The following is a 26,097-nucleotide window of genomic DNA, read 5'->3' on the forward strand; positions in this document are numbered from 1 at the left end:
ACGTTAACTGGTGGCGGGCAGGCGGGTTTCGACGATGCGCGAAAAAACGCTGGCGCCGATCGGCAAGATCTTGTCGTCGAGCGTGTAGCCTGGATTATGCACCGGCACCGAGCCGTCATGGCCGAGCCAGAAATAGGCGCCGGGGACGGCGTGCAGCATGTCGGCGAAATCCTCGCTGCCCATCTTCGGCTTCGAGCGCGTGATGACCTTTGACGGTTCGACCACGGTGCGGGCGACGTCCGCCACCACCTTGCAGTGCTCTTCCTGGTTGACCAGCACGCTGAAAATATCGCGGATATCGACCGATATCTCGACGGCGAACGCCGCCGCCACGCCCGCGCAGACGCTGCGCATCCGCTCGCGGATCAACGCGCGCACGTCGTCCGAAAAAGCGCGCACGGTGCCGGCAAGTTTGGCTTCGCCGGGGATCACATTATAGGCGGAGCCCGCGTGAATTTGCGTGATCGAGAGCACAGCCGGTTCGTTCGGCGAGACGTTGCGGCTGACGATGGTCTGCAACGCCTGCCCAAGCGTCATCGCAATCACGACCGGGTCTTTCGAGCGCTCGGGCATCGCGCCATGCGCGCCATAGCCGTTGATGGTGATGTCGAAGAAATCCGCCCCGGCCATCGCAGGCCCCGGCAGCACCGCAAGCTCGCCGTGATTGAGATCCGGCGCGTTGTGCAGGCCGTAAATTTCGTCGCACGGGAATTTCTCGAACAGGCCGTCCTTGATCATGGCGCGGGCGCCGCCGAGACCTTCCTCGGCGGGCTGGAAGATAAAGTGCACGGTGCCATCGAAATTGCGGGTCTCGGCGAGATAGCGCGCGGTGCCGAGCAGGATCGTGGTGTGGCCATCATGGCCGCAGCCGTGGAAACGGCCGGGAATGGTCGAGCGCCATTTCAGATTGGTGTTCTCCTCCATCGGCAGTGCATCCATGTCGGCACGCAGGCCGATGCGTCTGGTGCCGCTGCCTTTGCCCCTGAGCACGCCGACGACGCCGGTGCCGCCAAGCCCGCGATGAACCTCGACCCCCCACTGGGCGAGTTTCTCGGCAACGATGCCGGAGGTGCGGACTTCCTCAAAGCCGATTTCGGGATGGGCGTGCAGGTCTCGCCTGATGGCGGTGAGTTCGTCGGCGAAGGCATCGATGCGGTCGATCGTGGGCATTGGGTTATCCGATGGCGGTGAAGTGAGCTTTTGAAGAAAGCGGCGCTACGAATGCCGGGCCGTTTGGTTTGAGGCGGACGCCTGGACGCAAGTTCGTCCAGGGCAGGGAGGCGGGGTCCGCCGGCATGGCGCCGGGCGCAGCGCAGATCAAGAGTTTTTCGGCGATCGGCTCGAAGTCGGCGCGGAAGTGCACGGAGCTCTTGTTCACAAGGATCGCCTGTTCGGTCGGTTCGATCCCGACATAGCGAAACATCGACTGATCCGCCAGCTGGGCTTTGTGCGAACTCACGACGACACGAATGCCGTCGATGCGCAGGCAAGCCGACGGCCCCATGTCCATGTCGCGGCCACCGAAGTAAGGACCGGGCGCCACGAATTTTCCGTTCGACAGGGTTTCGACGGTAAACGTTTCTTCGAACGGCGCATCGCCGCGAATACCGGACTTGCCGCCGAGCGACAGTTTGACCGGAGCACCGACGCCCGCCTGATGCGCGGCCTTGGCGGAGGCGGGGTCATAGATTGCGCCGATTGCCGCGCGCGTGGCCTTGTTGCGGACCAGCGCCCGCAACATGCCGGTTGTGTCGGAATCGCCGCCGGCGCCGGGATTGTCCTGGGTGTCGGCGATGATGACGGGCTTTCGCGCCGTCTTCGAAAGTTGCATCGCGAGCTCCACGCCTTCGTCAGGCGTATAGATACGGCCGTCGAAATCGCGCTCGTGGCTTTCGATGATGGCCGCCAACCGATCGACCGCGGCTTGCGCGTCCGTCTTTGTCTTGCCGTAAGCGAACACGCTCGGTCCGCAACCGGCGAAATCGGCGGCGGGAAACCCTGGGCAGAAGGACAGTGTCGGAACAGTAGCGCTCTCCATCGCGGCGAGCTTTTCGTAGATCCCTTTGGTCGGAAAGTCCGTGGTGCATTGCCAGCTGATCGGAATCAGAAACGGCAATTGCCGGAATGCCTTTTCGAAGCGCGCCTTCTCGCGCAACAGCAACGCGAGATGGCGCGCGGCGGCGCGGCCGGTATCGGCCATGTCGACATGCGGGTACGTGCGATAGGCGATCAGCGCGTCGGCATGGTGCACCATCTGGGGCGTGACATTGGCGTGCAGATCGAGGCTCACGACCAGCGGCAGCTGGTCGCCGATCACTTCGCGGACACGGCGCAGGATTTCGCCTTCGCCGTCGTCGAAATGTTCGCTCACCATCGCGCCGTGCAGGTCGAGATACACCGCGTCGAACGGGCCGGCGCTGGCGATGCCATCGACGATGACCCTGGCGATCCGCTCATAGGCGTCTTTCGTCACATGGGCGCAGGGGCTCGCAGCGGCGAAGATCGTCGGCACCAATTCCCAACCGTGATTTTGCGCATCGCCGATAAAGCCGGCCAGGCCCACATTGATGTTGCGCATGACCTTGAGGACGTCGGCCCCCGTTGTCATCGCGGGCCAGCCTCCGCCATGGACGAAGTCAGCGTAGGCCGCCTTCGTCGGCGCGAAGGTGTTGGTCTCGTGCAGAAAGCCGCCGACGGCGATACGAGGCATATAATGGTCTCGGCCAGGGTCGATCGTGACGTTAGACCCAAGCCGTCGACAGCCGCAAGGCGAAGGGAGCACGCCTATCATGCAGGCGTGCCAGGCCAGCCCATCACCACTCTCTAATATTGTTCGGTCCGGTTCTCGCCGATCGACATGGCGCAAATCCGCGACAGGTGTACATAAGGCAGGCCGGTTTCTGCCGCCCAGGCATTGAACTGCACCTGCACCCTGGCGAGATCGCCCTTGGACTTTACTTCCTGGGCGATATCGAGTCCGGCGTCGCGCAGGCAGGCCACCACGTCCTGGGAGGTTACAAAGCCGTCCCAGCCGACAAAGCGCAAGAACATCTGGCCTGTGTTGCCGCCGAGGCGGCTGCCGCGTTTGGCCAGCAGATCGAGCAGGCCGACCTGGTCGGAGGAGGGCCAGTTCGCGAGGAACTGGCCGAAGCCGCCGTGGTCTTTGGCAATCTCCTGCACAAAGGCGGCGTTCTCGCGCACCGATGTGATCTTGGCGCCGTTACGGACGATACGTGCATCGGACAACAGCGCGTCCCAGAAATCGTCCGGCTGAAACACCAGCTTGGCGGGCTTGAAGCCAAGGAACGCCTTCTCGAAGTCCGGCCATTTATTATCGATCACACTCCAGGCAAAGCCCGCCGAAAACACCCGCTGGGTCATCTCCGCCAGAAGCCGGTCATCGGCCATTTTGGCCAACGCCTTCATGTTGGGCTTTGCCGGCAACAGTTTTTCAAGCGCCGCCGCGCCGCCCTTGCGCTTTTCCGCCTGCGCGCGAATGGCTTTGAACGGGATGAGGCCAGTCTTGGTCGCCGCCTTCGCCATCGGACTGGCTCCTTATGTCAAGGTGGCCAAAAGGCCCGCCATCAGGCGGCCGCGTTCGGCGAGGCTGTCGACTTCAATGTGCTCGTTGAGCGTGTGCGCATCGGCGCCGCGGACGCCCAATCCGTCGAGCGTCGGAATTCCCATCGCGCCGGTGAAATTGCCGTCGGAGCCGCCGCCGGCGCTGACGTGCGGAAGCTCGAGCCCCATCGAAGCCGCAACGCCGCGCGCCTTTTCGTAAAGCGCAAGCGTGCCGGCATCCGCCTCCCATACCGGGCGGGTCACACCGCGTGTCACCTTGAACGTCACGTCGTTGGAGGTGCCGGAGAGCGCCAGCATGCGCTCGACGCCACGGTCGAGATCGGCCTGGCGCTTGGCCATGCTCAGCGCTTCGCCGGTACAGGTGGTGGCGACGCAATTGACCCACTGGCCGCCGCGCACGATACCGACGGAAAAAGTGCAATCCTCGCTCGTCATGCCGTCGATGATCAGGATCTGCCGCGCCATTTCGCGAATGGCCGAACGGCCGGAGGCGAGTGTTGCGCCGGCGTGGCTCGGGCGTCCCGTGGCTTCCAGGTTGAACCGCGCAATGGCATAACGCCCGGTGACGACGCCATTGTTCGGCCGGCCGGGCTCGGGCACCAGCACATATTTATTACGCTTCGCTTCGGCCTCGATGAGTTCGCGCGTCGAGGGGGTGCCGACTTCCTCGTCCGGCGTGAACAGCACCGTGACTGGGAGCTGTGTCGCGATGCCTGCGCGCGCCAGTTGCCTTATTGCTTCCAGCGTCAGGTAATTGCCGCCCTTCATGTCGAAGATGCCCGGCCCGTAGCATTTATTGCCCTCGCGCCGCCATTTCAGCTGGTCGATCGTGCCGATCGGATGGACCGTGTCGAGATGGCCGGCGATCAGGATGCCGGGCTCACCTTGCTTCGGATGCGGGAATTTCGCCCGCACGCAGCCGCCAAATCCCTGCCGTCCGGCGCCCCGCTCTATCGACGCGCCCATGATCGCCATTTCGCGCGCCGCGAGATCGAGCATGCGCTCGACGGCGGCCGCGTCCCAGGTCGGGCTTTCGCATTCGACCCAGGTCCGCAGGCCGGCAAGCATCGCTTCCGAATCGAAGGGAAGGTTGGTGGGATTCATCGAAGGCTCCCGTCTTCAAAGGGATGGTTCGACAGATAAAGGCGTGGCCCGGCTTTGTGGCGGGGCCGTCTGCGCGAAGGTTCGATGACGGCTTTGTAAAGTCAAGCTGCCACAGGGCCCGCGCCACCCGGCTTTTGGCGGACGCAGGACGAAGAGATCACTGCCGCAGCGATGATGTGCGGCCCCAGATCGAAGCAAGCCGAACTTACGGTCGAAGCCTCAAACGAAAATTCGCACCGTGCGCGCGACTGTCACGCATTCTTCGCAGACGCATGTTTTATGTTCGTCGACAGTGTTGACAACATAGGTTGCCAACATGGAAAGCGGTGCAAACATCGCGTCGATGCCAACAAAAAAATTTTCGGAGTTTGAATCCGTATGAACTGATTGCTGCTTGAGGGTGACTGCAAACGCTTTCACAGCAAAAATAACTTTCCCTCTCGCGGTTTAGCAGACAACGCGATGAGGAATGTGTTGCGCCGAAGCTTTTGTTCGGCACGCGACGGGTATGTGAGAACACGCGAACCGGAAAGGTTTGACGTGAATCTTACATATGCCCGTCATTGATGCTGCCTATCTGTCCCCGCGCTTCCACTACTCCTTCTGAAGCTCTGGGGAAAAGATGAAAAATCTGAAGCTAAAGTCCGCTCTGTTGTCTTCCGCCGCGGCAATTGCCGTCGCCGCTACCTTTGCGACGTCAGGTTCGATCGCCGGCAATCTCGCGAACGAACTCTCTGCTGTTGAAAACCTGGTCAACGACGTCACCTCCAACGCCAAGAAGGCGGGGGGCACCAATCCGAACTCACTGAAGACCAAGACGCCGATCAAGCATCTGGTCATCGTCTTCGACGAAAACCGTTCATTCGATCATTATTTCGGCACGTATCCGAACGCGATCAACCCGGAAGGTGAGCCCGTTTTCGAGCCCGCCAGGAATACGCCGCGCGACACTAACAACCTGCTGTCGAGCCCGGCGCTGCTCGACAGCAATCCGAACCTGAACGCCACCAACGGCGCGGGCGCTGTCAATCCGTTCCGGCTTGATCGCACACAGGCGGACTCGGCCGACCAGAGCCACAACTACACCAAAGAGCAACTGGCGTTTGACGGCGGCAAGAACGATCTCTTCCCGCTCGACGTGGGCAAGGGGTCCGCTGGCGGCGCTGGCGCGTTCGGCACCACCGGCCAGGTGATGGGCTATTTCGACGGCAACACCGTCACGGCTCTCTGGAACTACGCCCAGAACTTCGCGATGAGCGACAACGCCTATACCGACACCTACGGTCCGTCGACCCCCGGTTTGCTCAACATGTGGGCCGGCCAGACCAATGGCGCGGTTTTCACGGCCCCGGCCGGTGCGAAATTCTTTGATGGCACGGCCGTTCCTCCCGTGGGGTCGGCGGCTTTCACCACCGCCATTTTGGCTGAAGGCGATGCGGTCCCGAGCCCCGATGGCAGCCTGACGTTGATCCAGGACATCGATCCGACCTTCGACGTCTGCTCTGGACCCGCCACCAACCTGACCGTGGGGATGACCAGCAAGAACGTTGGCGATCTGCTCAACGCCGCTAACATTCCGTGGGGTTCGTTCGTCGGTGGTTTCAACCTGCAAACCATCAACGCAAACGGCAGCACAGGCTGCAAGTTCGGTAATCCCGGCCAGACCGGCGGTCGCAGCAACATCAGCTCCGTTACTGGCAGGACGGTTTCTGACTACGTTCAGCACCACATCTGGTTCCAGTACTTCCAGTCGACGGCCAACCCGAACCACCTCCGTCCGACCTCGCCCAAGGCGATCGGCCACACCGTGGTCCCGGGTACCAACAAGGTCGACCCGGCCAACCACGCCTACGACCTCGAAGACTTCTTTGCGGCCGTCGGCTCGGGCAATTTCCCGGCCGTATCCTTCATCAAGCAGTCGGCGTTCCAGGACGGTCACCCTGGCAACTCCAATGCGCTCGATGAACAGGCGGGATTGGTCAATCTGATCAATTTCCTGCAAGAGCAGCCGGACTGGGAATCGACCGCTGTCATTTTCACCTACGATGACTCGGACGGTCAGTACGACCACGTTGCTCCGGCCATCAAGAGTGCGTCGTTCTCGGCGGCCGATGCGGCGAACGGCACCGGCAACTGCGGCGTCCCCGGCACCGCTGAGCCGACCGGCCTCAGCGGCCAGCAGGTCGCCGGACGTTGCGGTCCCGGCTTCCGTATCCCCTTCCTGGTGATCTCGCCTTTCGCCCAGAAGAACCACGTCAGCCACACGCAGATCACGCAGGCTTCGGTGACCCAGTTCATCGAGGACAACTGGCTCAACGGTGAGCGTCTCGGTGGTGGCTCGTTCGACGCCACGACCGGTTCGATCATGGACATGTTCGACTTCACACAGAAAAAATCGGTGAAGCTGATCCTCGATCCGACCTCAGGCACCGTCGACAGCAAATCGAAGGTCAACAACTGAGCTAAGTTATTAGACTCAATCGCACAATCGTGCGGTCATAGGCGCCGGCCTCACCGCCGGCGCCACCTTCAAAGACCCTGGTCGACATGTCAGTCGGCCGGGGCCGTAGGCGTTTTGACGTGAAACCTACACATACATGTCATTGAGCTTTTCTATCGGTCTCCCCCGCACGGCTCAAAATTTGTTTTGAGAGGCAATGGGGAGAAAGAATATATGAAACTGAAATCCGCTCTGCTGTCGTCGGCTGCGCTGATTGCAGTCGCCGCTGCTTTCACGTCCACCGGTTCGGTTGCCGGTGACAAACTTGCCGACCAGCTCGCGCCGGTCCAGGACCTGATCAATTCGGTCGAGAACAACTCAAAGAAGTCGTCGGGAGTCGATCCGAATTCGCTGAAGACCAAGACCCCGATCAAGCATCTCGTGGTCATTTTCAACGAGAACATTTCATTCGATCATTATTTCGGCACTTATCCGAATGCCATGAACGTCGAAGGTGAGCCGATTTTCGAGCCGGCCAAGAACACGCCGCGCGACATCAATAACATCGATACCGAGGCGCTGCTGTTCAACAACCCGAACTTCACGAACGTGCTCAACAGCCCGAACCAGTCGAACCCGTTCCGTCTGGATCGCTCGCAGGCTGTCAGCGGCGACCAGGGCCATGCGTACACGCCCGAGCAGCAAGCCTATGACGCCGGCAAGATGGACCTGTTCCCGCTGAACGTGGGTACCGGCACCAAGGGCGGCGCTGGCGCCTTCGGCACTGCGGCGCTCGTGATGGGCTATTTCGATGGCAACACCGTCACCGCCTACTGGAACTACGCCCAGAACTACGCGATGAGCGACAACTCCTGGTCCGACGACTATGGTCCGTCGACGCCCGGCGCGCTCAACATGTTTGGTGGCAATACCAACGGCGCTGTGGTCCCGGCGGGCTTGACTGCCAGCACCATTCCAGACGGCCAGGGCGGCTTGACGCTGATCAACGATACCGATCCCACTGGTGACACCTGCTCGAGCAAGACGTCGCAGGTCTCCATCAACGCTCCGAACATCGGCGATCTGCTCAACGCGGCCAAAATTCCGTGGGGCTCTTTCATGGGCGGTTTCAACCTGCAACTCATGAACAACAACGGCACCTCGGGCTGCGGGCGCACCACGACCGGCCTCAGCGGCAACACCGCCGACTACATCCCGCATCACGCCTGGTTCCAGTACTATGCGTCGACCGCCAACCCGACCCATGCCCGTCCCGCGTCTCTCAAGGAGATCGGACATGACGGCCCGGCCAATCATGCGTATGACCTGGAAGACTTCACCCAGGCGGTCGGCTCCGGCAATTACCCGGCGGTATCCTTCATCAAACTGCCGGCCTACCAGGACGGTCACGGCGGTTACTCCAATCCGCTCGATGAACAGACCGGTGTTGTCAACCTGATCAACTTCCTTCAAGAGCAGGAAGATTGGGATTCCACCGCGGTCATCATCGCCTATGACGACTCCGACGGCTGGTACGACCACGCGTTCGTCGCGCCGATCCATGGCTCGTTCTCTGCGGCTACGACGAGCGTCAGGACTTCGACGACCCCGATCGACGTCGATCAGCTGGACGGCTCTGGTAACTGCGGTACCCCGGGCGTCACGCCGAAGCCGCTCGGCGTCAACGGCCAGGCGGTGGATGGCCGCTGCGGTCCGGGCACCCGCCAGCCGTTCCTGGTGATTTCGCCCTACGCCAAGAAGAACTATGTCAGCCACGTGTTGATCACGCAGGCCTCGATCCCGCAATTCATCGAGGACAACTGGCTGAACGGCAAGCGTCTCGGCAAAGGCTCGTTCGATGCCACGACCGGTTCGATCAACGACATGTTCGACTTCTCGCAGAAGAAATCCACAAAGTTGATCCTCGATCCGATGGAAGGCACTGTGATCACCAAGGTCACGAGCAAGAACTGAGCTAAGCTCTTCCAGTCAATCGCACAATCGTGCGGTTTGGCGGCGCCGGCCTTTTTGGCCGGCGTCGTCCTGCGTTCGACCGAGCGCTTTTGCAGTCAAACCTACACATAGCTGTCACCGACGTTCCCTATCTGTCTCTGCCGCACGGCTCAAAATCGTTTTGAGAGGCACGAGGGAAAAAAAGTGAAAAGGCTGAAGCTCAACTCCGCCCTGCTATCGACGGCTGCCCTGATCGCCGCCGCCGCCACCGTCACGTCAACCGGCTCTGTTGCCGGCAACAGCCTCGCGAGCCAGCTCGCGCCGGTGGTCAGCCTGATCGACGACGTGGTCAACAACAAGACCTCCGCGACATCAGCGGATTCCCTCAGGACCAAGACCCCGATCAAGCACCTCGTGGTCGTCTTCAACGAGAACCGCTCGTTTGATCACTATTTCGGTACCTATCCGAATGCCATCAACCCGGAAGGGGAGCCGCTCTTCGAGCCCGCCAAGAACACGCCTCGCGATATCAACAATCTTCTGACCAGCCCGGCGCTGCTCGACAACAATCCCAACCTGAACCCGGCCAACGGCACCGGCGCCGTCAACCCGTTCCGCCTCGATCGCACGCAGGCCAACACCGCTGACCAGAACCATGGCTATACGGCCGAGCAGCAGGCCTTCGACGGCGGCAAACTAGACCTTTTCCCGCTCCGCACCGGTGCGGCAACCTCGGGCGGTGCCGGCGCCTTCGGCACCAAAGGCCAGGTGATGGGTTTCTTTGACGGCAACACCGTCACGGCGCTCTGGAACTACGCGCAGAATTTCGCCATGAGCGACAACTCCTGGAGCGATACTTTCGGTCCGTCGACCCCCGGCGCGCTCGAAATGTTCTCAGGGCAAACCAACGGCGCGACGTTCCCGGTCCTTCCTCCGGTCGTTCCCGCCGGATTGCCCGGCGCGGGTGGTCCCGTACCGACTACGGAGCCCGCGCTGGGCAACCTGCTGGCATTGGCCGGAGCCGCGACCTTTGATGGCCAGAGCGGCCTGACGTTGATAGGCGATATCGATCCGGCCGGCGACACCTGTTCGAGCACGTTGATCGCGACCCGGATGACAGCTAAGAACATCGGCGATCTCCTCAACGCCGCCAATATCCCCTGGGGATCGTTCGTCGGTGGCTTCAACCTGCAAACCATCAACGACAACGGCTCTACCGGCTGCAAGCGCAGCAGCATTTCGTCCGTCACGGGCGGTTCGCACGGCGATTATGTGCCGCATCACATCTGGTTCCAGTACTTCGCATCGACGTCCAATCCCACGCATGCGCGTCCGACGTCGACCAAGGCGATCGGCTACACCAACGTGCCGGGCACCAAGAAGGTCGATCCCGCCAACCATGCCTACGACCTCGAGGACTTCTTTACCGCCGTGGGCTCCGGCAACTACCCGGCGGTTTCGCTCGTCAAGATGCAATCGTTCCAGGACGATCACCCCGGCAACTCCAATCCGCTCGATGCCCAGGCGGGCCTGGTCAATCTGATCAACTTCCTTCAGGAGCAGCCGGACTGGGACTCCACCGCCGTGATCCTGGCCTATGACGACTCCGACGGCTGGTACGACCACGCCTTCATCGCGCCGACGACGCAGGGTTCATTCTCGATTGCCGATGCATTGAACGGCGCCGGCAACTGCGGCACCCCCGGCGTCACGCCTGAACCCAACGGTCTGCTCGGACTGCCGGTGGCGGGACGTTGCGGCCCGGGCATGCGCCAGCCGTTCATGGTGATCTCGCCCTACGCCAAGAAGAACTATGTCAGCCACACCTTCATCACGCAGGCCTCGATCCCGCAATTCATCGAGGACAACTGGCTGAAAGGTGAGCGTCTCGGCAGTGGCTCTTTCGACGCCACCACCGGTTCGATCATGGACATGTTCGACTTCACCCAGAAGCCGACCCGCAAGCTGATCCTCGACCCGACTTTCGGCACGGTGGACAGCAAGACCAGGTGAGCCGATTGAAAATGCACCATCGCACCATTGTGTGGTCCCTCGGCGTCGGCCTTCTGGCCGGCGCCGTCTTCGCTGCCGAGCCACAAACGCAGCCCGGCGAAAATCCAAATCCGGTTCGCCTCATCCGCCGCCAGGCCCAGCCGCTTTCCGCGATGGCGCGTCTGGGCCGCGACATCTTTTTCGACACCAACCTGTCGTCGTCGGGCAAGCTCGCTTGCGCGTCCTGTCACAGCCCGGACCATGCCTATGGTCCGCCGACCGACGCTCCCGTGATGCTGGGTGGTCCGGACCTGAAGCTGCAAGGCATGCGCGCGGTGCCGTCGCTGACCTATCTCGAGAAGCAGCCTGAATTCAGCATCGGTCCCGACGATCCGATGAACGAAAACGTCGATCTGGCGCAGCTCGCCGAAGCCGGCAAGACCGCCGACCGCGCCCAGAAGAACGCGACCAGCACCGCGCAAACCGCCAACATCGTGCCGCAGGGCGGCCTGTTCTGGGACGGCCGCGCCGATACACTTCAGATCCAGGCCAACGGCCCCATGCTCGATCCGCGGGAAATGGACGGCGGCAGCGTCGAGATCATCGCCGAAAAACTGCGTAACGCGCCGTACGCGAAGAAGTTTGCGGCGTTGTTCGGCGAACGCATCTTCAAGGACACCAAGCTACTGGTCGCCGAGGCGACCTTTGCGGTTGGCCGCTATCAGTTCGAGGAGCCGAGCTTTCATCCCTACGACAGCAAGTACGACTACTGGCTGGAAGGCAAGGCCCGGCTGACCGAGGCCGAATTGCGCGGCCTCAAGCTGTTCAACGATCCGGAAAAGGCCAACTGCGCCGGCTGCCACACCTCGCAGCCAAGCCGCGACGGCTATCCGCCGGCCTTTACCGACACGCAGTATGAGGCGCTCGCCGCGCCGCGCAATCTTGCGCTGTCCGACACAAAGGACGCCAACTTCTTCGATCTCGGGGTTTGCGGGCCTGTGCGCAAGGATATTGCCGACCAGACCCAGTTCTGCGGCATGTTCAAGACGCCGACGTTGCGCAATACCGCGGTGCGCAAGGTGTTCTTCCACAACGGCGTGTTCCACACGCTGCAAGAGGTGATGGACTTCTATAACTTCCGCGACACCAATCCGGAGAAGGTTTATCCGCTCAGTGCCGACGGCAAGGTGCAGAAGTACAACGATATCCCCGCGCAATTTCACGCCAATGTCGACGTCGCCGATCCGCCGTTCGACCGCAAGCTCGGCGGAACGCCGGCAATGACGGCACAGGACGAGGCCGACATCATCGCGTTCCTGCAAACGCTGAACGACGGTTACAAGCCGGCGCCGTGAGGCGCGCCGCTCAATGCCGCCGCAGCAGCGGAATCATGCTGAAAGATAGAATGACGCAGGCGAGCGTAATCACGAGCAGTCCCGCTGCATAATCTCCGGAACGTCCGATCGCGTATCCCATCAGCACCGGGGAGATGGCGCCGACGATGTTGGCAAGACCGGCGTAGATGCCAAATCCCATGGCCGTGACTTTCGGCGGGATCACCTCGGTTCCCATCGCAAACAGCGTTGGCACGGTGGTGCCCCAGGCGCCGGCACTGAGGGCCACCAGCACGGCGGAGACAACCGGGTTTTCGACGATGCTCGCGGCATAAACCAGAAGACCGGTTGCGGCCAGGCCCAGCATGCAAAGCCATGCCTTGATGCGCCATTTGTCCCCAAGCCAGCCACCGAGAAAATATCCGCCGATCATCAGCAGAAAAGGTAGCGAGGAGAAAAAACTGGATTGTTTGATATCGAAATGACGTGCGGTCTGGAGATAGGCGGGAAGCCAGCTGTTCAGGCCCCAGAGAAAAATCATGGCGCCGCAATCATAGAGCGCAAGGAGCCAAAACAGCTTGTTGCGAACGAGGATTCGGATCGCCTCGCGAATTGGAAGATCGTCGGTCGCGATCGACTTCGGGTCGGGCTTTTCCTTGTCGCGCACCAGGAACCACACGATCGGCAGCACGACGAGAATATTGAGACCTGCCAGCACATAAAAAGAGCCCCGCCAGCCGTATGCCGCGACCAGCATGATGATCAGCGGAAAGCCGACCATCGACCCGATCGGCGCGCCGATGCTCCAGACCGCCGTCGCCCGCCCGCGTTCCTCGGCTGGAAACCACTGCTTGACGGCGACATTCGCCGAACCGAATTGCGGACCTTCGGTCAGGCCGATCATGATCCGGCCAGCCAACATCATGGCGTAGGACGTTGACCCGCCCATAATGGCCATCACAACGCCCAGGATCAGCGCAATCGCCGACAGCGTGCGCCTCGGTCCAAAGAGGTCTGATGTGACGCTCAGAATCAGCGCCGAAAACCCGTAAGCGAAGACAAAGCCGGTCATCAGCAGACCGAGCATCGTCGGATTGTCCCCGACGCCGATCGATTGCTTGAAATCGGCGTTGGTGAAGAGGACCGCGATGTTGATGCGGTCAAAGAAAGCGGTGGCGACGGCGACGAGCAGGATGATCACCACCATCCAGCGATAGACACCAGTTCGCGCGATCTGGCCGGTTTCCGACACAGCTGGCGCGCCGGTCGTCAAACTCGAATCCGCCATCGGAAATCCCCTGCAAAGAATCCCAAGCGCCATCTGCTTGACGCTAAATGTCAGATTGTAATACAACTTTTTGAGAGATGTCGACCGGGGTAATCGTGTCGATCCGGCGCGCCATGGGGGTATCTCGCGATGCACGTCGCCTATAATGATCTTCGAGAATTCATTTCGATGGTCGACGGGATGGGGGCACTGCGCCGCATCGACGGCGCGGGCGTGTTGCATGAAATCGGAGGGATCACCGAAGTCGCCGCCGGCGCGCCGCACTGTCCGGCGTTGTTGTTCGATCGGATAGCCGGCTTCGAACCCGGATTTCGCATTTTCACCAACGCCACGACAAGCGTCCAACGTGCCGCGCTTGCGCTCGGCATCGATCCTCATCTGCCGGCGATCGAAATTCTCAAAATATGGAAGACGCGGAGATCGGACATGAAGCCGCTGCCGCCCCGCAAGGCAGGCTCGGCTCCCGTCCTGGAAAATTCATTCACGGGCGAGGCGGTTGATTTGGGCCGTCTGCCGGCGCCGCATTGGCACCGGGAGGACGGAGGCCCCTATATCGGATCGGGCGCATTGGTGGTGACGCGCGACCCCGACAGCGGATGGGTCAACGCCTCGATCTACCGGGTCCAGGTTCACTCGAAAAACCGCGTGACCATCCAGTTCGACCATGCCGGTCGTCATGGGTCGATGATTTCGAAGAAATACTGGGAGCAGGGCAAACCTTGTCCGGTCGCGATTGTTTGCGGCCAGGACCCCGCATTGTTCGTCGCCGGTTTTGAATATCTGCCGGAAGGCTCTTCGGAGTACGATTTTGCCGGCGCGATCCGCGGCGCGCCCATCGACGTGGTCGATGCGCCGCAAACCGGTCTTCCCGTGCCTGCTCGCGCGGAGATCATTCTGGAAGGCAATCTCCTGCCGTTCCCCGACACCCGCCTGCCGGAGGGGCCTTTTGGCGAATTCACCGGCTACTACGCGGCCGACACGAAGCCGGCGCCGGTGATGGAGGTCACCGGCATTCACCATCGGACCGACCCGATCCTCTTGGGTTCGCCGCCGATGAAGCCCCCGCGATTTCATTTCGGCCTTCCGTTTCGGGCGGCATCGATGTGGTCCAACATGGAGGCCTCGGGCGTGACGGATGTCGTCGGCGTGTGGCAACACGTTGCGCAGTTGATGACGGTGGTGGCGGTGCGGCAGCGCTACGCTGGCCATGCCAAGCGCGCGGCGCTGATCGCTGCGGCAAACAGCTATATGGGCCGCCTGATCGTGGTGGTCGACGACGATGTCGATCCCTCCAATCTTGCCGACGTGATGTGGGCGGTCACGACGCGCTCCGAACCGTCCGAGAACGTCGACATTATCAGAGACGCATGGAGCTCGGCGCTCGATCCGCGCCTTTCGCCGGAAGCCCGCCAGGCCGGCCGAACGTCGCATTCGAAGATGATCATTGACGCCTGCAAACCTTTTGAGCACCTCGCCACCTATCCGCGGACCAGCGCGTTGTCGCAAGCCGAGGTGACGGCCATCAAGGCCGCCTGGGGTGAGGCGATAGCCTGAGCGCCATCGAGGCGGAATCTTCGCGCGCGACTATCCACGCAATGGCAGCGGCTGATCGGCGAGCATGCCCTTGACGACGACCTCGCGCGCCTTGGCGGCATCGATCGCGTGGGCCGCGAGCAGATCGGCGCAATCGGCGACGATCTGGTCGGCGTCCTGCATCAGCTTCAGTTCCTTGTAGCGGTCGTGGCGTTTCAACCCCATGCTCATCCCGACCAGTTCGAGCAGGTTGACGATGCGGAACGGCACGTCGCGCTCATGCGCGCAGAGCTCGCGATGTTCGGAATGATAGACGGTGACGAGTGCGTCGATGCCGGCCTCGCGCGCCGCCTGAAATTCGTTCCGCGTCAGCTCGCGCTTGAACTCGGGCAGCACGCTGAGATTGACGCCTTGCAAGCCAAGCGCCGGCTGTTTCAGGTCGACAAGCGTGATGCCGGGAACGGCGATGAGGATCTTTTCCGCCGCCTCCATGATGCCGGCGACGCCGGGATGGCGGTGTAATGCAACGCACATCGGCACAGCCTGATTGAGATGAGGCGCAAGCCGGTCGAGCCGCTCGCTGAGGAAGCGCATGAACGGCGTCATCTCGAACGGGCGCGCGCCGCGCTGGCGTTCGAGTGCGGGCAGGGTGGTCTCGGTATATTGCACGTAGCAACTCGGGCACCACGAAATCACCTGGCCTGATTTCGATTGCGACAGCTTCTCGATGCTGTTCGTTCCCATGCGCCCGGACATTTCGAGATCGCCGGGGCGCATCTGCACCACGCCGCAGCAATGGCTCGGTCCGCCCATCACCTGATAGCGAACGCCGAGCGTATCCATGATGTCGAGCGCGAGCAGCGCGATGTGCGGTGTCTTGAGCACGTTGCAGCCGGTATAGAACACGAAGTCCGGCGGCTCGCTCGGTACGATGGCCGCGGCCGTTTTCTGGCCGAGGCGCTCCAGCACCTCGTCGTTCAGCTGAAGCTGCGAGAGCATCGAAACATCACGCCCGAGGTCACGGTATTTCTCCAGACCCTGGCGTCGCCGCGTTGGCAGATCGTGGTTGGCTTTCGCCATCGCGACGCGCGTCATTGCGAGCAGAAAGCGCGGATTGACGCCCTCGTCGCACGCCCTGATGCATTCGCCCGAGAGCGTGCAGGCCTGCGCCCATTTTCGCGACGCTTCGGTTCCCTCGCCATCGCTGAGAATGTCGAGGATGCCGCTGATGACGTCTTGAGGCGCGGCATCGGCGATGCCGGCGGGCTTCACGCTCGGGCAGGCCTCGACGCATTTGCCGCAGCGGGTGCAGGCATCGACCATCTCGTCGACGCGCATCTCGATCGCAGCTTCAAAGGAGAGATTGGTGGACATGGGGCTTGCTTCCCGCCGGTTCGCCCGGCCCGTCGTTTGAGTCCGCTTGACGGCAAGCCTAGCGGAGGCGGGCGGGCGCGCAACCCAAATTCAAGCCGTTCGACGGCAGCGGACGCAGCCCTGACAATTCAAAAACACTGTGCGGTCGGCACACGGAACGGTTGTGTCGCGGTTCCCGCACATCACGGAAAAACCGGCCCATCTAAAGAAGACGTGACTGAATTGTGAGGGGCCCGTCCTCCAATCGGGTGACGCGAGGGCGCCTCGCGCCGTGACATCAAGCAGTCGAAGCAGCGAAGCCGCAAGATGTTCGCATCATCAACATGCGGCGCTCAGTTCCAGTATTCGGGTGTTTTGATGAGATGGGTCGTCGTCCTTGCAATCTGGTTGGCGCTGTCGCTTCCGGTCAGCCTCATGACGGGACGTTATTTGCGATGGAGGAATGAGGAATGAGCGGCGTGATTATCAGATCGCGAATTTCGAAAGTCGTTGCCTTCGCACTGCTGGCGAGCTCCGCGGCTATCGGCCCCTCGCCGGCCTTCGCGCAGAAGAGCGATGGCGAAGCCTGCAAGGCCGCCTTCATGACCAAGTGCCTGGCCGATTGCAACCGGCGGGCGGGGCGGCAGTGCGACTGGTTTTGCGGGCGCCGCTCGACTTACGCGTGCTAGTGGCTATTCGTTTTTCCTGACGAGCTCTTAGCTAGGAAAAACTGGTGCGGGCGGCGGGACTCGAACCCGCACGACGTTGCCATCGAGGGATTTTAAGTCCCTTGCGTCTACCAATTCCGCCACGTCCGCATTGTTGAAATCCCTTAGCTTTTTGCCGCAGAGCAAGCAAATTGTTTCCAAGGTTTCCCTCGGTGTTTCCATTTTCGCTGACTAACTTGTTCACGCTCCGTCCTTTCCCAGCCGGTTGAACGCCCGCGCGATCGAGACTTCATCTTCAACGTGGCGGGTGTAGTGCGTGCCCATTGCAATGGACTTGTCGCCGATAAGCCGGGCAACTTCCTCGTCGCTGGCACCGTTGCGCTTCCACCAAGCGGCATAGGAGACGCGGAGACCGTGCAGGGTGGTTCCAGCACCGATCTTGCCGTCACGCTCGCGCTCGCGGAGCCAATGCGACACACGGGTCTGCATGTCCTTCTCCGTCTCCCAGGGCGAGCCGTCGTCCCGGATGGCGATCAGGCCGTCGGCGCGGCGGATATCGCGGGCGGCGAGGAAAACCTGAAGTTCTGGCAAAACCGGCAGAAGAGTGGCTTTGCCGTTTTTGCGCCGCGTGTACTGCACGGCTTTCCCGGTCAGCGGATGATCGAGGAACTGCTTGTCGTTCAGCCCGACGATGGTTTGCCCCGCCAGCCCGCGTAGCGCGCAATCATGCAGGGGATGAGAACTTCCATCGGCGCATTATTGCGCACGAAGTCCCATTCTGGACCGAACCATTCCCGGTTCGAGTTCGGATCCGCCTTGTGAGCCTTGTCCATGCCGAAGCAGGGGTTCGTCGGTATTTTCCGGCGCTTGACCGCCTGTGTGAACATCGATGACAGCGCCGAGATCATTTTGTCGGCGAAGCGGGGCCACTTTTCCTTCGTGCAGCGGTCGCGGAGGTCGTACAGCTCCGGTGTAGTGATTAGGTCAAGAGGGCAGTCGAAGCCGGACTCCAACCACTCGAACGCTTTGTCGTAGTCCTTGCGGGTCGCGTCCGAAAGCTTGGCATATGTCGGACAGTCGGCCTTGAACCACGCGACGAGGGCGCCGAGCGTGCCCTCGGCATAGGCTCGATTGAGTTCTTGCTTGCGCGTGGCGTTGTAGACCGTCATGACGTCGATTTCGCCTAAGCGCTCGATCAGCGCGTTGCGGTCGCCATCGAAGTTGGATACCAGGCAACGCTTCGTCCCGCGCACGTAGACGTAATAGCGCCCGGCTTTGTTGCGGGTGATTTTAAGCCCCTTGAGCTTCACTCGAACCACCATGGAAATAGTCCCCCATCCGACGTGCATTTTCGGCTGGTAGGGATGGTTGCGTATCGGGAACGGATAGGGAAGTGACGTCGATCGGCTTTTCCGCAACAATCAAGGTGCCATCTGGCCGCACTCCGATCACAAAACGGCCTGCCCGCTCGACGCCTTTAATAGCGCGAGCTAGACCGGCTGCTGTGAAGGGAAGGCGACTCGTCACCGAACGACGTGTGCCCCTTCGGCATCCATTCGCTGTCTAACGGCGCGGACGACCTCTGACGTTTGAGTGCTGAGGTTGCGCGCGGCCTCGGTCTGGAGCCACGCTTTGACATCTTCCGGAAGCCTAACGAGAAGCATTTTGGTGGACTGCTCTGCGGCCATTTCTATATCGCTCCGATTTGCCCGCTCGGGGGACCCATATAGAAGAGCGAGGATTCTTCGGTGAGACAAGGGGCGCCGAGGGCCGTTCCTCGCTACGATTACGCATTTCACGAACGCGTGAGATCGTCCTGAAGAAAACCCGCCGAGACCGGCGGGCTTTGCACTTTTGCTATTTCTAGTCCTCGTCCGCGGCTTCGCGCTTGTCGATAGCTATGCGCCAAATGTTATCTCGACGATCGATTAGGTCGTTTAGTTCATCGAGGATGGTGTTGGCCAAGGCGTGGAGAGCCGCACCGGGCTGTTTGCCCATCTCGTCCGAAGTTGCCAGCATCAGGACTGCGTGGGCCAGATCGCGGACTCGCCGGAGGGGCTCTTCGAGTTCGAACAGCTCGTGTCCGACTTCAACCAAGGTTTCTTTGACGTGAGCGCCATTGTCATTGGTCATGGGGCTGGCCTCCCGAAGCGTGGCGCTCCGTTCTGAAATATTCCACGAGCTCCTTCGCGAACGATTGGAGAAAATCAATCTGCTCGTCTTCGAGGACGCTGTGGTGCCCGTCGCCCAGCATCAGCGCCTTAAAGGCCGTAGACTTGGCCCTCATCTCGTCGAAGCTCAGAAGCTTGTCGCGGTCCGCACTTAATGCGGCAAGCTTGCCGAGCGCGTTCTTGGCGCGGTCCAGCACCTCCTTGCCGAGTGGCGCAGCGGCACCGGCGTGCGTGGTGTAGTCATTGTCTGCACTGCACCCCGCTTCGTAGGCCGCGGTCGCCTGCAAATAAATGACGCACTGCTCAATGACTTCGGATCGTTCGGATTCCTTCGGTTTTTTGGACGCAGTTTTCCGTGGCGTGCTAACACGCTTTTCAGCCTTCTTAGCCATGGGATTCGACCCTTCATGGTTGGAGGTTAGGGCCGAAGTGGAAGTTACAGCTTCCCTTCGGCCTGCTTTTGGGATATCCCATATTCATGGGCAAGTCAATTCGGGATATCCCAAAAAAGAGGCGCGGCCGGCCGTCGACGGGCGGTCGCCGGGGTGGCGTCATGGTTCGCCTTGCAGACGATCAATTTGACGCGTTGGACAGGTGGATCGCAAAGCAGGATGACCAGCTGAGCCGCCCCGAGGCCATCCGGCGCCTCGTCGAGCTGGGGCTCAAGGCGAAGAAATGACGGCTTTTCGCACAGTTCTTTACCTGTGCTGTATGGCGATAGCTTTGATGTGCGGAGTCGCAGCGCTCACGATCACGGTGGCAATCGTTACAAACAAGCTTCCGGAGGACCCACAGGCTTGGATGTCAGCGTTGTTCTTTGGGCTGGTCGGTGGCGCTGCCTGGGTAGCTGGTCGCGCGGCAAGGTGGGACTGGTCGAGCTCGGGCTGAAAGCGGAGGGAAAGTGAAGAGGCCTCCAAAGGAATATGAGATCAGGCGCCTCCTGCACAGAGCGTGGAGCCGACGGCGGCTGGCAGCCTCGCCAAGTGTTCGCAACGCTTTGCAACTGAACCTCAATCGAGAACTCGAAGAACCACGCGGCGAGACCGTGAAGTATTTCTTCGCCGCCCTTATCCTCCAGGGCCTTCTCTACCTAGTCTATAATCGGCTTGGAATAAGCTAGGGCTCCCGGTGGCCTTCGCACATCGGGCAGCCAACCGAGAGGAACAAAATAAGACGCCGCCGATTTTTGTGGAATGGAATACCGAGGCACGACATACAATGTCATTCAAGGCATAGAGCGCCGGGTCTGGAAGTGGTCCGTCTCCGTTGAAGGCATGGTGCTGAGGGGCCAAGCGGAGAGTAAATCCGCCGCGGTGGCAGCGGCTGAAAAAGCAATCGATCGAGCGCTAGCTTCAAGAAACGTGCCGCGTGCGCCCCGCGTCGACCCGGATTGACCTTCACCAAATGGGCCGCCCCCGCGACGTAGCGGCGCCGGTGCGCTATTCTGAATTCGGGTAGTCGGAGTGGCTTAGCCGGCGAAAGCGCTCTACGCGACCACCGCACTCGCTCGTTAAGCCGTTTATACTGTCCAATGTCGGTGATGGGCCGAGGTTTGCTTGGGCGTGAACACTCCCAAGGTTAGGCGCCACACGCGATGCCGAAAGTGTGGTGAACGCTGCCACAGGATGAATGCGAAAATTGCCAGGTTCAGTCCGAACCAAATCGCGACAATGGCGATCAAAATCTGCATCAATTCGTCCCCCGACGAGCGACGAAAATCCCCGACTCACGCCGCAGCAGAATTTGAGTGTCACATTGTGCGCGAAGTGTGGTTCGCACATGCGAGACATGCGACACCGGTCTCGTTCCAGCCGACCACGACGCACAGTAGCTCGTCCGTCCACATGCCCAAGCCGTAGCGGCTTCCCTCCGCGGCAGATCGGCGGAATTATAGGCTTTGGCATTGGGAGAAAAAGGTTATGTCCGATCATATTTGGGAGGGCGATCAACACGTAGCTTATATTAAGGACGGCTTCGCGTTTGATCGGCAGGACCGTAAGCGATACAGAATTGATGGCGACAAGCTAGCGGACATCAACACGGGTGAAGTCGTCGGATATCTAACTCAGGCAGGTAGACCGGGCACCGTCAGCAAAGCTGGCCTATTCGACTGAGGCCGCCTTGCCAGCCCTCACCCGCCGCGGCTCTGATAACCCCCACCAGCTCACCTGGCACGTCTATTACGGCGATGTGCACGTGGGCACGATCGGCGAGCGCGCCGGGGGTTCCGGTTGACGTTGACCAATGGAAATGGAGTTGCGGGTTCTATCCCGGCTGCGACCCGGGCGAGTTCAGTGACGGCACCGCCCCGGACTTCTTCACGGCCCGCCGCCAGTTCGAAGCCGCCTGGCGCGAGTTGTCGGCTGGGAAGACCGAGGCCGACTACCAGGAATGGCGCGATCAACGCGACCGGACCGCGCAAAAGTACGCCGCGTGGGCGCAAGGCGAGAAGCCATCCCCGCCCAGCTCGATGATGCGTTGCGTCTGTGGCGTAAGGTTCGATAGCCACAAGCCCGCTGAGAGCTACGACCACCGTGCGCACATCTACGCTGCGCGGGCCGAAGGGCGCCGATGATGGATTCTTGCCAACGCTGCTTCGGATCTCGGTGGGTCTGCGAGGCCCATTCCCATATGGCGCGTGGGAAGGCGATTATGCCTGCGGCTGCGGCGCACCTGGAATGCCGTGCCCGGTCTGCAACACTAGCGATGGAATTGATCCGCCGAAGATGCCGCCGGGCTTTGTCGAAGACGAGAGCGCATGAAAAGGCCCCGGAAGACTCCGGGGCTCTTCAACTCGATCCGCCAATTAGATCAGTACTTCGCGACGATCGGGCCACCCCAGCGGTAGTTAACTCCAATACGACCGATGTCCTCGGTTAAGTGATGACTAAACTGTACGTCGGAGAACACAAATCCCGTAAACGGCGGGATCGACGAGGAGGTCTTACCAAGATCAGCATGAAGGTATTCCAGCTTCACACTCCAATTTGGCGCGAACGCGTATTCGCCGCCCGCGCCGACAACCCATCCCCATCGGGTGTCGCTTGAGACCACAGTCTGCGAAGTAGCAGGGCCAGCGAAAGCTACCGTGTCTACGGATTTGTAGTCGGCCACAGCCAACCCCCCCGTAACGTAGAGCAAGAAATTGCTATTAATTACTCCACCGACCCGCCCCCGGAACGTAGCAAGGTAGTTGGATTCAAAACTTTGCGTTGAGCCATTGCCCGTGAGCGCGAAGCCCGGGACAGTGAACGCGTTGGCTTGAGTGTTGCGTGCGTGGAGCGCGTCGATGTCGGCTTCGACGCCAACCAGCCAAGTGCCAAGCTGCCAGTTGTAACCCGCCTGGATACCGCCCATCACCGAGCCGTCCCGCAAATGTGGCGACATAAACTGATTGACCGCTGCCTTCTGGGCAACCGAGGTTGTAGGTTCTAACGGGTCAAGGGCGCCGTTGACGTATGAATTGACAGCTGCGCCTCCCACATTTCCGCCGACGTAAAAGCCGGACCAATTGTAGGCGGCTACGACCGCCGCTGGCGGGGCCTTCAGCGGCATATCGGCCGCAAGACCGGGAGACGAAACAAGCGCAAGCGAAGAAGTCGCAAAAATGAGTTTCTTGAACACACCTACCTCCAGCAATCATTAGAAAATATGGATAAAGCTAGACTGGATTCGCTTGCCTAGCTGTGCCTGTCGAGCAACACTCAAGCAAAAGAGCAACGAGGATATTCGTTACTCAGTAACGGAAAGCCGCCTTGTCGATCCGCAAGCCTCTCGACCTGCCGCCCGACATAGCTAAGGCGTTCGTCAAGGACATGAAGGCTTATTTCGCTGAGGAGGACGGCCTCAAGCGCGATGTGATCGCCGTGCGCCAACTTAACACGCTAAAGGAACATCAATCGCCGCGTGACAAGCCGCTGCGGTTGTCTGACGTGAAAGCAATGTTTTTAGAAATGAAGGGGATGGTCGGTTGATGAAGAAACCCGTCGTCAATCCATCGGAGCGCGACTGCCCGGAATGTATGGGTGGCGGCTATACGGTTGCGCCACACCCGACGCGTCCCGGAGTCAAGATTTACAAAGAGTGCAAAGAATTGTCGCGGCAAGGGGCGTGTTGCCGCCGACTGAGGTGGCTGTTCACGGTAGGAGCGGGAGTTTGAGGCCGCGTGGCGGGAGATAGCTATGCGAACAATTCTTATCTTTCTTACTGCAAGTTTCGTTCTCCTGATGCCTCAGGCCACTTTGGCGCAACAAGCGTGCAAGTGTAACATCGCGGGTAAAATAGTTTGTTATCCAGCAATGACATGTGGCTCGGCAGGCGGTATTTGCAATGGGGTTTGGCCGTTTCCTGCTGGAAACTACGCGCAATCGTGCCGTAGTTGTGTAGACAGCTGTGCCCAGTTGACTTGTGTTTGCAAGAAAACTGATGGGCACGAGCAAGTCACGGGGATAAACATTTTATCGTGCCCAAGCCAGCGCCTTTCAAACATTAACGGCAACTTGGCGTGCGGACCCTAAATATAGTGAACCTTCTGCTCCTCGATCCCGTCACCCATCATCGCCGTCGCCATCGCGCGCGCTGGGCGGCTGTCATGTGGGCGACGAGCAAGGCGCTTTCGCGTGAGCGGCGGTTCCGCTAGGCTCGATTCGAACCGCAGGTGGAGGGGTACAATGTTGCAGAACGAGGTTCGACCAGTATTCTGCGGCGTATGCAACGTACCGGTAAACGAGGGGACTGATGCTCAAGGCAATGCTTTGGTTATCTGTCCGAGTTGCGGGGTCAGCGATACGCCTGAAAACGCTGTCAGGGAGGCAGGCGAATATCTCATTGACAAGCTGATGCGGGAGGGCCTGCCCGAGAGCAATAGTCCCGGCATGACGATCACACACCCTCCTAAGCGCAGCTTCCGTTTCATCCTCAGCGATTGACATCACTGCCTCCTTCTATGCCGCCACCCGCGCCTGCCGTTTCGGCTTGAGCTTGCGGAGCACCATGACGTCATCCCAAGACTTCTGGGTTACGTCCTTAGGCCTAACCGTTGATCGCCGAGCCGAGGGCTTCTTTGGCAGTACGGTCATCACCGGTGGCCCGAGAATTTGCACAAGCTTATGGCGAAGCGCGCGATCCATTTGATCGGCGAGTCCAAGGTCAGTCACGGTCGCGTGCAGGCCGACAAGGTCGATTTGATCGAAGGCCTCGAGCAGAGCCAGCCCCCTTGCGACAAAGACCGGATGCAAACAAGTGTTGACGGCTCGCAGGATGGGAAGCCGAAGCGCAGCCGCGCCGTTTGTGCTCTCGAAGACGACGCGCAGTAGCAGCGTGACCTGCTCCTCGCCTTTGGCGGGAAAGCGCTTCACGTCGGTCGCTCGCAGTAGATCACAGCGTCGCAGGATTTTCTGACAGTAAAGTTTAACATCTTTTGCGAGGTCGCCGATCTCGAGCGCGTCGACGATTGCCTGAAGGCGCTCAGCATATTCTGGCCTGTCGTACGGCTCCGGCACCGTTGGTGCTGGCGGATTGGGTGGGCGGCCAACGCGTTTCGTGGTCAACATAATCTCCCAAAGAAAACTCCCGACCCGATCACGTCGGTACATCCGCGACGTGATCGGGGCGGGTCTATGGTCGGCTGTTGAGGGCCAACCAAATTGCAACTGTCGCAGCGGCAAACAAAAAGAAGATTGGCGCGCTCGCGTTGGTGAACAGCGTAACGGCGCCGAGGATCATCAATCCCATCAGCGTGACGGCGATAGTCGCTAGGAAAGCCCAAGCCGCCCACGGGTTCGCGTTGGCAAGGCAGGCGAGGCGCCCCAGAGCGCGCGTCATTGTTCTCATCTGGCGATTGCCTCCGCCGAGACGGTCAGCGCGTCGACGATGCGCTGTTGCCGGGCGATCTCTTTCGCGACATAGCCGAGGATCCGCCTGCCGGATGCCTCATCGAGCACGACAGCGTTTCGTTCGCAGACACTCACGAGAACTTGCCCAACCATTTCCAGCGGCGGCGATGCGTGCTTCACCAGTTCGGCCACAACTTCGTTCGCGATTTGGATTTCGCGGCGCCGACGCGCTCTGTTGATGTCAAACGGCATCAGGCGGGCCGTGCAGCGCCGTTGAAATCATCCGGCACGGTTTGGAACCGGTACAACGCGTCCTGCGCCTGTGACACGGCCTGCGCCAATCTTCGACCGTCTAGATTGAGCGTGAGATAGACCGGTTGCGGCTTGGGTTGGCCGCCGATGCCGGGCTCGAAGCGGTTGAGGTGCCTCAACCCTTCATTGGCCCGATTGACGGTGTCCTCGTCACTGGCCGCGCCGCCGAACAATCCCTTAATTTTTCCGACGATGGTGCCGAGCCATGCAATAAATCGGTTCATCGCGTCGGCAATGCCTTCGAGCCCTGAATACACGCCCTTCAGGATATCCGGCCCCCATTTGGCGGCGGCAGCAACAAGCGCGCCGATGCCGGCGACGATCCATCCGGCGGGGCCCATCGCCGCGATCAGCGACGAGGTCATGAATTGTCGGCGCCGGTGGCTTGCTCTTGTCCGCCCTAGCGCCCAAGCCTGCCAGCAACCGACGGTGTTCGCTTGAAAGCCTTATTAAGGCGTCGGAATCGATGTCCCGGCCCTCGACGAGCGCCAACTGCAGTTCCTCGGCCTGGAGCTGAACGGTGGCGGCCTGTT

Annotated in this window: 25 protein-coding genes and 1 tRNA gene; 10 read left to right on the top strand and 16 right to left on the bottom strand. The window is 60.7% G+C overall.

All coding sequences use genetic code 11. The features are described from left to right. Positions 1-3 precede the first annotated feature (3 nt). The 4 genes from BUA38_RS26900 to BUA38_RS26915 all read right to left on the bottom strand — a co-directional run bounded on the left by BUA38_RS26900 (position 4) and on the right by BUA38_RS26915 (position 4,686). Positions 4-1,170 carry a M20 aminoacylase family protein gene (locus BUA38_RS26900; protein WP_072822717.1) on the bottom strand — a complete coding sequence of 389 codons (1,167 nt, stop codon included), beginning with the start codon at positions 1,168-1,170 and terminating at the stop codon, positions 4-6. Positions 1,171-1,174: 4 nt separating this feature from the next. Then, positions 1,175-2,710 carry a M81 family metallopeptidase gene (locus tag BUA38_RS26905; RefSeq protein WP_072822719.1) on the bottom strand — a complete coding sequence of 512 codons (1,536 nt, stop codon included), beginning with the start codon at positions 2,708-2,710 and terminating at the stop codon, positions 1,175-1,177. Between the two features lie 113 nt (positions 2,711-2,823). Then, positions 2,824-3,543: a DNA-3-methyladenine glycosylase I gene (locus tag BUA38_RS26910; RefSeq protein ID WP_072822721.1), complete on the bottom strand. Its 720-nt coding sequence runs from the start codon at positions 3,541-3,543 to the stop codon at positions 2,824-2,826. A 12-nt stretch (positions 3,544-3,555) separates the two neighbouring features. Then, positions 3,556-4,686, bottom strand: coding sequence for a M20/M25/M40 family metallo-hydrolase (locus BUA38_RS26915; protein ID WP_072822723.1), 1,131 nt, complete (start codon positions 4,684-4,686; stop codon positions 3,556-3,558). Between the two features lie 622 nt (positions 4,687-5,308). Between BUA38_RS26915 and BUA38_RS26925 the strand changes: the two genes are divergently transcribed. The 4 genes from BUA38_RS26925 to BUA38_RS26940 all read left to right on the top strand — a co-directional run bounded on the left by BUA38_RS26925 (position 5,309) and on the right by BUA38_RS26940 (position 12,426). Next, the gene (locus BUA38_RS26925) at positions 5,309-7,147 is read left to right on the top strand and encodes a phospholipase C (protein ID WP_083587783.1); all 1,839 of its coding nucleotides are present in this window, start codon (positions 5,309-5,311) and stop codon (positions 7,145-7,147) included. A 213-nt stretch (positions 7,148-7,360) separates the two neighbouring features. Beyond that, positions 7,361-9,100 (top strand): phospholipase C, encoded by a 1,740-nt coding sequence (locus tag BUA38_RS26930; RefSeq protein WP_083587784.1) that lies wholly within the window; start codon positions 7,361-7,363, stop codon positions 9,098-9,100. Between the two features lie 324 nt (positions 9,101-9,424). Beyond that, positions 9,425-11,092 carry a phospholipase C gene (locus tag BUA38_RS26935; protein WP_425304987.1) on the top strand — a complete coding sequence of 556 codons (1,668 nt, stop codon included), beginning with the start codon at positions 9,425-9,427 and terminating at the stop codon, positions 11,090-11,092. Further along, the gene (locus BUA38_RS26940; RefSeq protein ID WP_244553058.1) at positions 11,089-12,426 is read left to right on the top strand and encodes a cytochrome-c peroxidase; all 1,338 of its coding nucleotides are present in this window, start codon (positions 11,089-11,091) and stop codon (positions 12,424-12,426) included. Before BUA38_RS26935 ends, BUA38_RS26940 begins: the two co-directional genes overlap by 4 nt. Positions 12,427-12,436: 10 nt before the next feature. On the opposite strand, the gene BUA38_RS26945 is transcribed toward BUA38_RS26940, so the two are convergent. Continuing rightward, a complete protein-coding gene (locus BUA38_RS26945) occupies positions 12,437-13,693 on the bottom strand; it encodes an MFS transporter (protein WP_172806097.1) in 1,257 nt (418 codons plus the stop codon). A gap of 129 nt (positions 13,694-13,822) precedes the next feature. On the opposite strand from BUA38_RS26945, the gene BUA38_RS26950 reads away from it, so the two are divergent. Continuing rightward, positions 13,823-15,247 (top strand): UbiD family decarboxylase, encoded by a 1,425-nt coding sequence (locus tag BUA38_RS26950; RefSeq protein ID WP_072822729.1) that lies wholly within the window; start codon positions 13,823-13,825, stop codon positions 15,245-15,247. 30 nt (positions 15,248-15,277) lie between these two features. Here the strand turns inward: BUA38_RS26950 and BUA38_RS26955 are convergent, their stop codons facing one another. Beyond that, on the bottom strand, positions 15,278-16,600 hold the full coding sequence (locus BUA38_RS26955; protein ID WP_072822730.1) for a (Fe-S)-binding protein: 1,323 nt from the start codon (positions 16,598-16,600) through the stop codon (positions 15,278-15,280). Between the two features lie 449 nt (positions 16,601-17,049). Here BUA38_RS26955 and BUA38_RS26960 point away from each other — a divergent pair, with 449 nt between their 5' ends. Further along, the gene (locus tag BUA38_RS26960) at positions 17,050-17,268 is read left to right on the top strand and encodes a hypothetical protein (protein ID WP_072822732.1); all 219 of its coding nucleotides are present in this window, start codon (positions 17,050-17,052) and stop codon (positions 17,266-17,268) included. Positions 17,269-17,310: 42 nt separating this feature from the next. Here BUA38_RS26960 and BUA38_RS26965 read toward each other — a convergent pair. From BUA38_RS26965 to BUA38_RS26980, 5 genes are all read right to left on the bottom strand, one after another. Further along, positions 17,311-17,397: transfer RNA gene (locus BUA38_RS26965), tRNA-Leu, on the bottom strand. 90 nt (positions 17,398-17,487) lie between these two features. Next, complete coding sequence (locus tag BUA38_RS38285; RefSeq protein ID WP_244553059.1) at positions 17,488-17,886, bottom strand: tyrosine-type recombinase/integrase; 399 nt, start codon at positions 17,884-17,886, stop codon at positions 17,488-17,490. Positions 17,887-17,927: 41 nt separating this feature from the next. Beyond that, entirely contained in the window at positions 17,928-18,569 is a 642-nt protein-coding gene (locus BUA38_RS38290; protein WP_244553060.1) for a hypothetical protein, read from the bottom strand. A gap of 541 nt (positions 18,570-19,110) precedes the next feature. Beyond that, positions 19,111-19,380, bottom strand: coding sequence for a hypothetical protein (locus tag BUA38_RS26975; protein ID WP_072822734.1), 270 nt, complete (start codon positions 19,378-19,380; stop codon positions 19,111-19,113). Further along, a complete protein-coding gene (locus BUA38_RS26980; RefSeq protein WP_072822736.1) occupies positions 19,370-19,810 on the bottom strand; it encodes a hypothetical protein in 441 nt (146 codons plus the stop codon). The genes BUA38_RS26975 and BUA38_RS26980 overlap by 11 nt, the downstream gene beginning before the upstream one ends. A gap of 86 nt (positions 19,811-19,896) precedes the next feature. Here BUA38_RS26980 and BUA38_RS26985 point away from each other — a divergent pair, with 86 nt between their 5' ends. Further along, a complete protein-coding gene (locus BUA38_RS26985; RefSeq protein WP_072822738.1) occupies positions 19,897-20,097 on the top strand; it encodes a hypothetical protein in 201 nt (66 codons plus the stop codon). 1,240 nt (positions 20,098-21,337) lie between these two features. Further along, a complete protein-coding gene (locus tag BUA38_RS26990) occupies positions 21,338-21,532 on the top strand; it encodes a hypothetical protein (RefSeq protein WP_072822740.1) in 195 nt (64 codons plus the stop codon). A 697-nt stretch (positions 21,533-22,229) separates the two neighbouring features. On the opposite strand, the gene BUA38_RS27000 is transcribed toward BUA38_RS26990, so the two are convergent. Continuing rightward, complete coding sequence (locus tag BUA38_RS27000) at positions 22,230-23,042, bottom strand: outer membrane protein (protein ID WP_156898742.1); 813 nt, start codon at positions 23,040-23,042, stop codon at positions 22,230-22,232. 131 nt (positions 23,043-23,173) lie between these two features. Here BUA38_RS27000 and BUA38_RS27005 point away from each other — a divergent pair, with 131 nt between their 5' ends. Both BUA38_RS27005 and BUA38_RS27010 read left to right on the top strand, forming a co-directional pair. After that, on the top strand, positions 23,174-23,392 hold the full coding sequence (locus tag BUA38_RS27005; protein ID WP_072822744.1) for a hypothetical protein: 219 nt from the start codon (positions 23,174-23,176) through the stop codon (positions 23,390-23,392). A gap of 696 nt (positions 23,393-24,088) precedes the next feature. Further along, positions 24,089-24,346, top strand: a complete 258-nt coding sequence (locus tag BUA38_RS27010; protein ID WP_072822746.1) for a hypothetical protein — start codon at positions 24,089-24,091, stop codon at positions 24,344-24,346. Positions 24,347-24,361: 15 nt separating this feature from the next. Here BUA38_RS27010 and BUA38_RS27015 read toward each other — a convergent pair whose 3' ends face one another. Genes BUA38_RS27015 through BUA38_RS27030 form a run of 4 tightly spaced genes read right to left on the bottom strand, consistent with a single transcriptional unit; the run spans position 24,362 to position 25,929 of the window. After that, positions 24,362-25,012 (bottom strand): hypothetical protein, encoded by a 651-nt coding sequence (locus BUA38_RS27015; RefSeq protein ID WP_156898743.1) that lies wholly within the window; start codon positions 25,010-25,012, stop codon positions 24,362-24,364. 22 nt (positions 25,013-25,034) lie between these two features. Further along, on the bottom strand, positions 25,035-25,241 hold the full coding sequence (locus tag BUA38_RS27020) for a hypothetical protein (RefSeq protein ID WP_156898744.1): 207 nt from the start codon (positions 25,239-25,241) through the stop codon (positions 25,035-25,037). A gap of 5 nt (positions 25,242-25,246) precedes the next feature. Then, complete coding sequence (locus BUA38_RS27025) at positions 25,247-25,504, bottom strand: hypothetical protein (RefSeq protein WP_072822751.1); 258 nt, start codon at positions 25,502-25,504, stop codon at positions 25,247-25,249. Next, entirely contained in the window at positions 25,504-25,929 is a 426-nt protein-coding gene (locus BUA38_RS27030; protein ID WP_072822753.1) for a hypothetical protein, read from the bottom strand. The genes BUA38_RS27025 and BUA38_RS27030 overlap by 1 nt, the downstream gene beginning before the upstream one ends. Between the last annotated feature and the right edge of the window lie 168 nt (positions 25,930-26,097).

The organism is Bradyrhizobium erythrophlei (assembly GCF_900142985.1).
Lineage (GTDB): Bacteria > Pseudomonadota > Alphaproteobacteria > Rhizobiales > Xanthobacteraceae > Bradyrhizobium > Bradyrhizobium erythrophlei_B.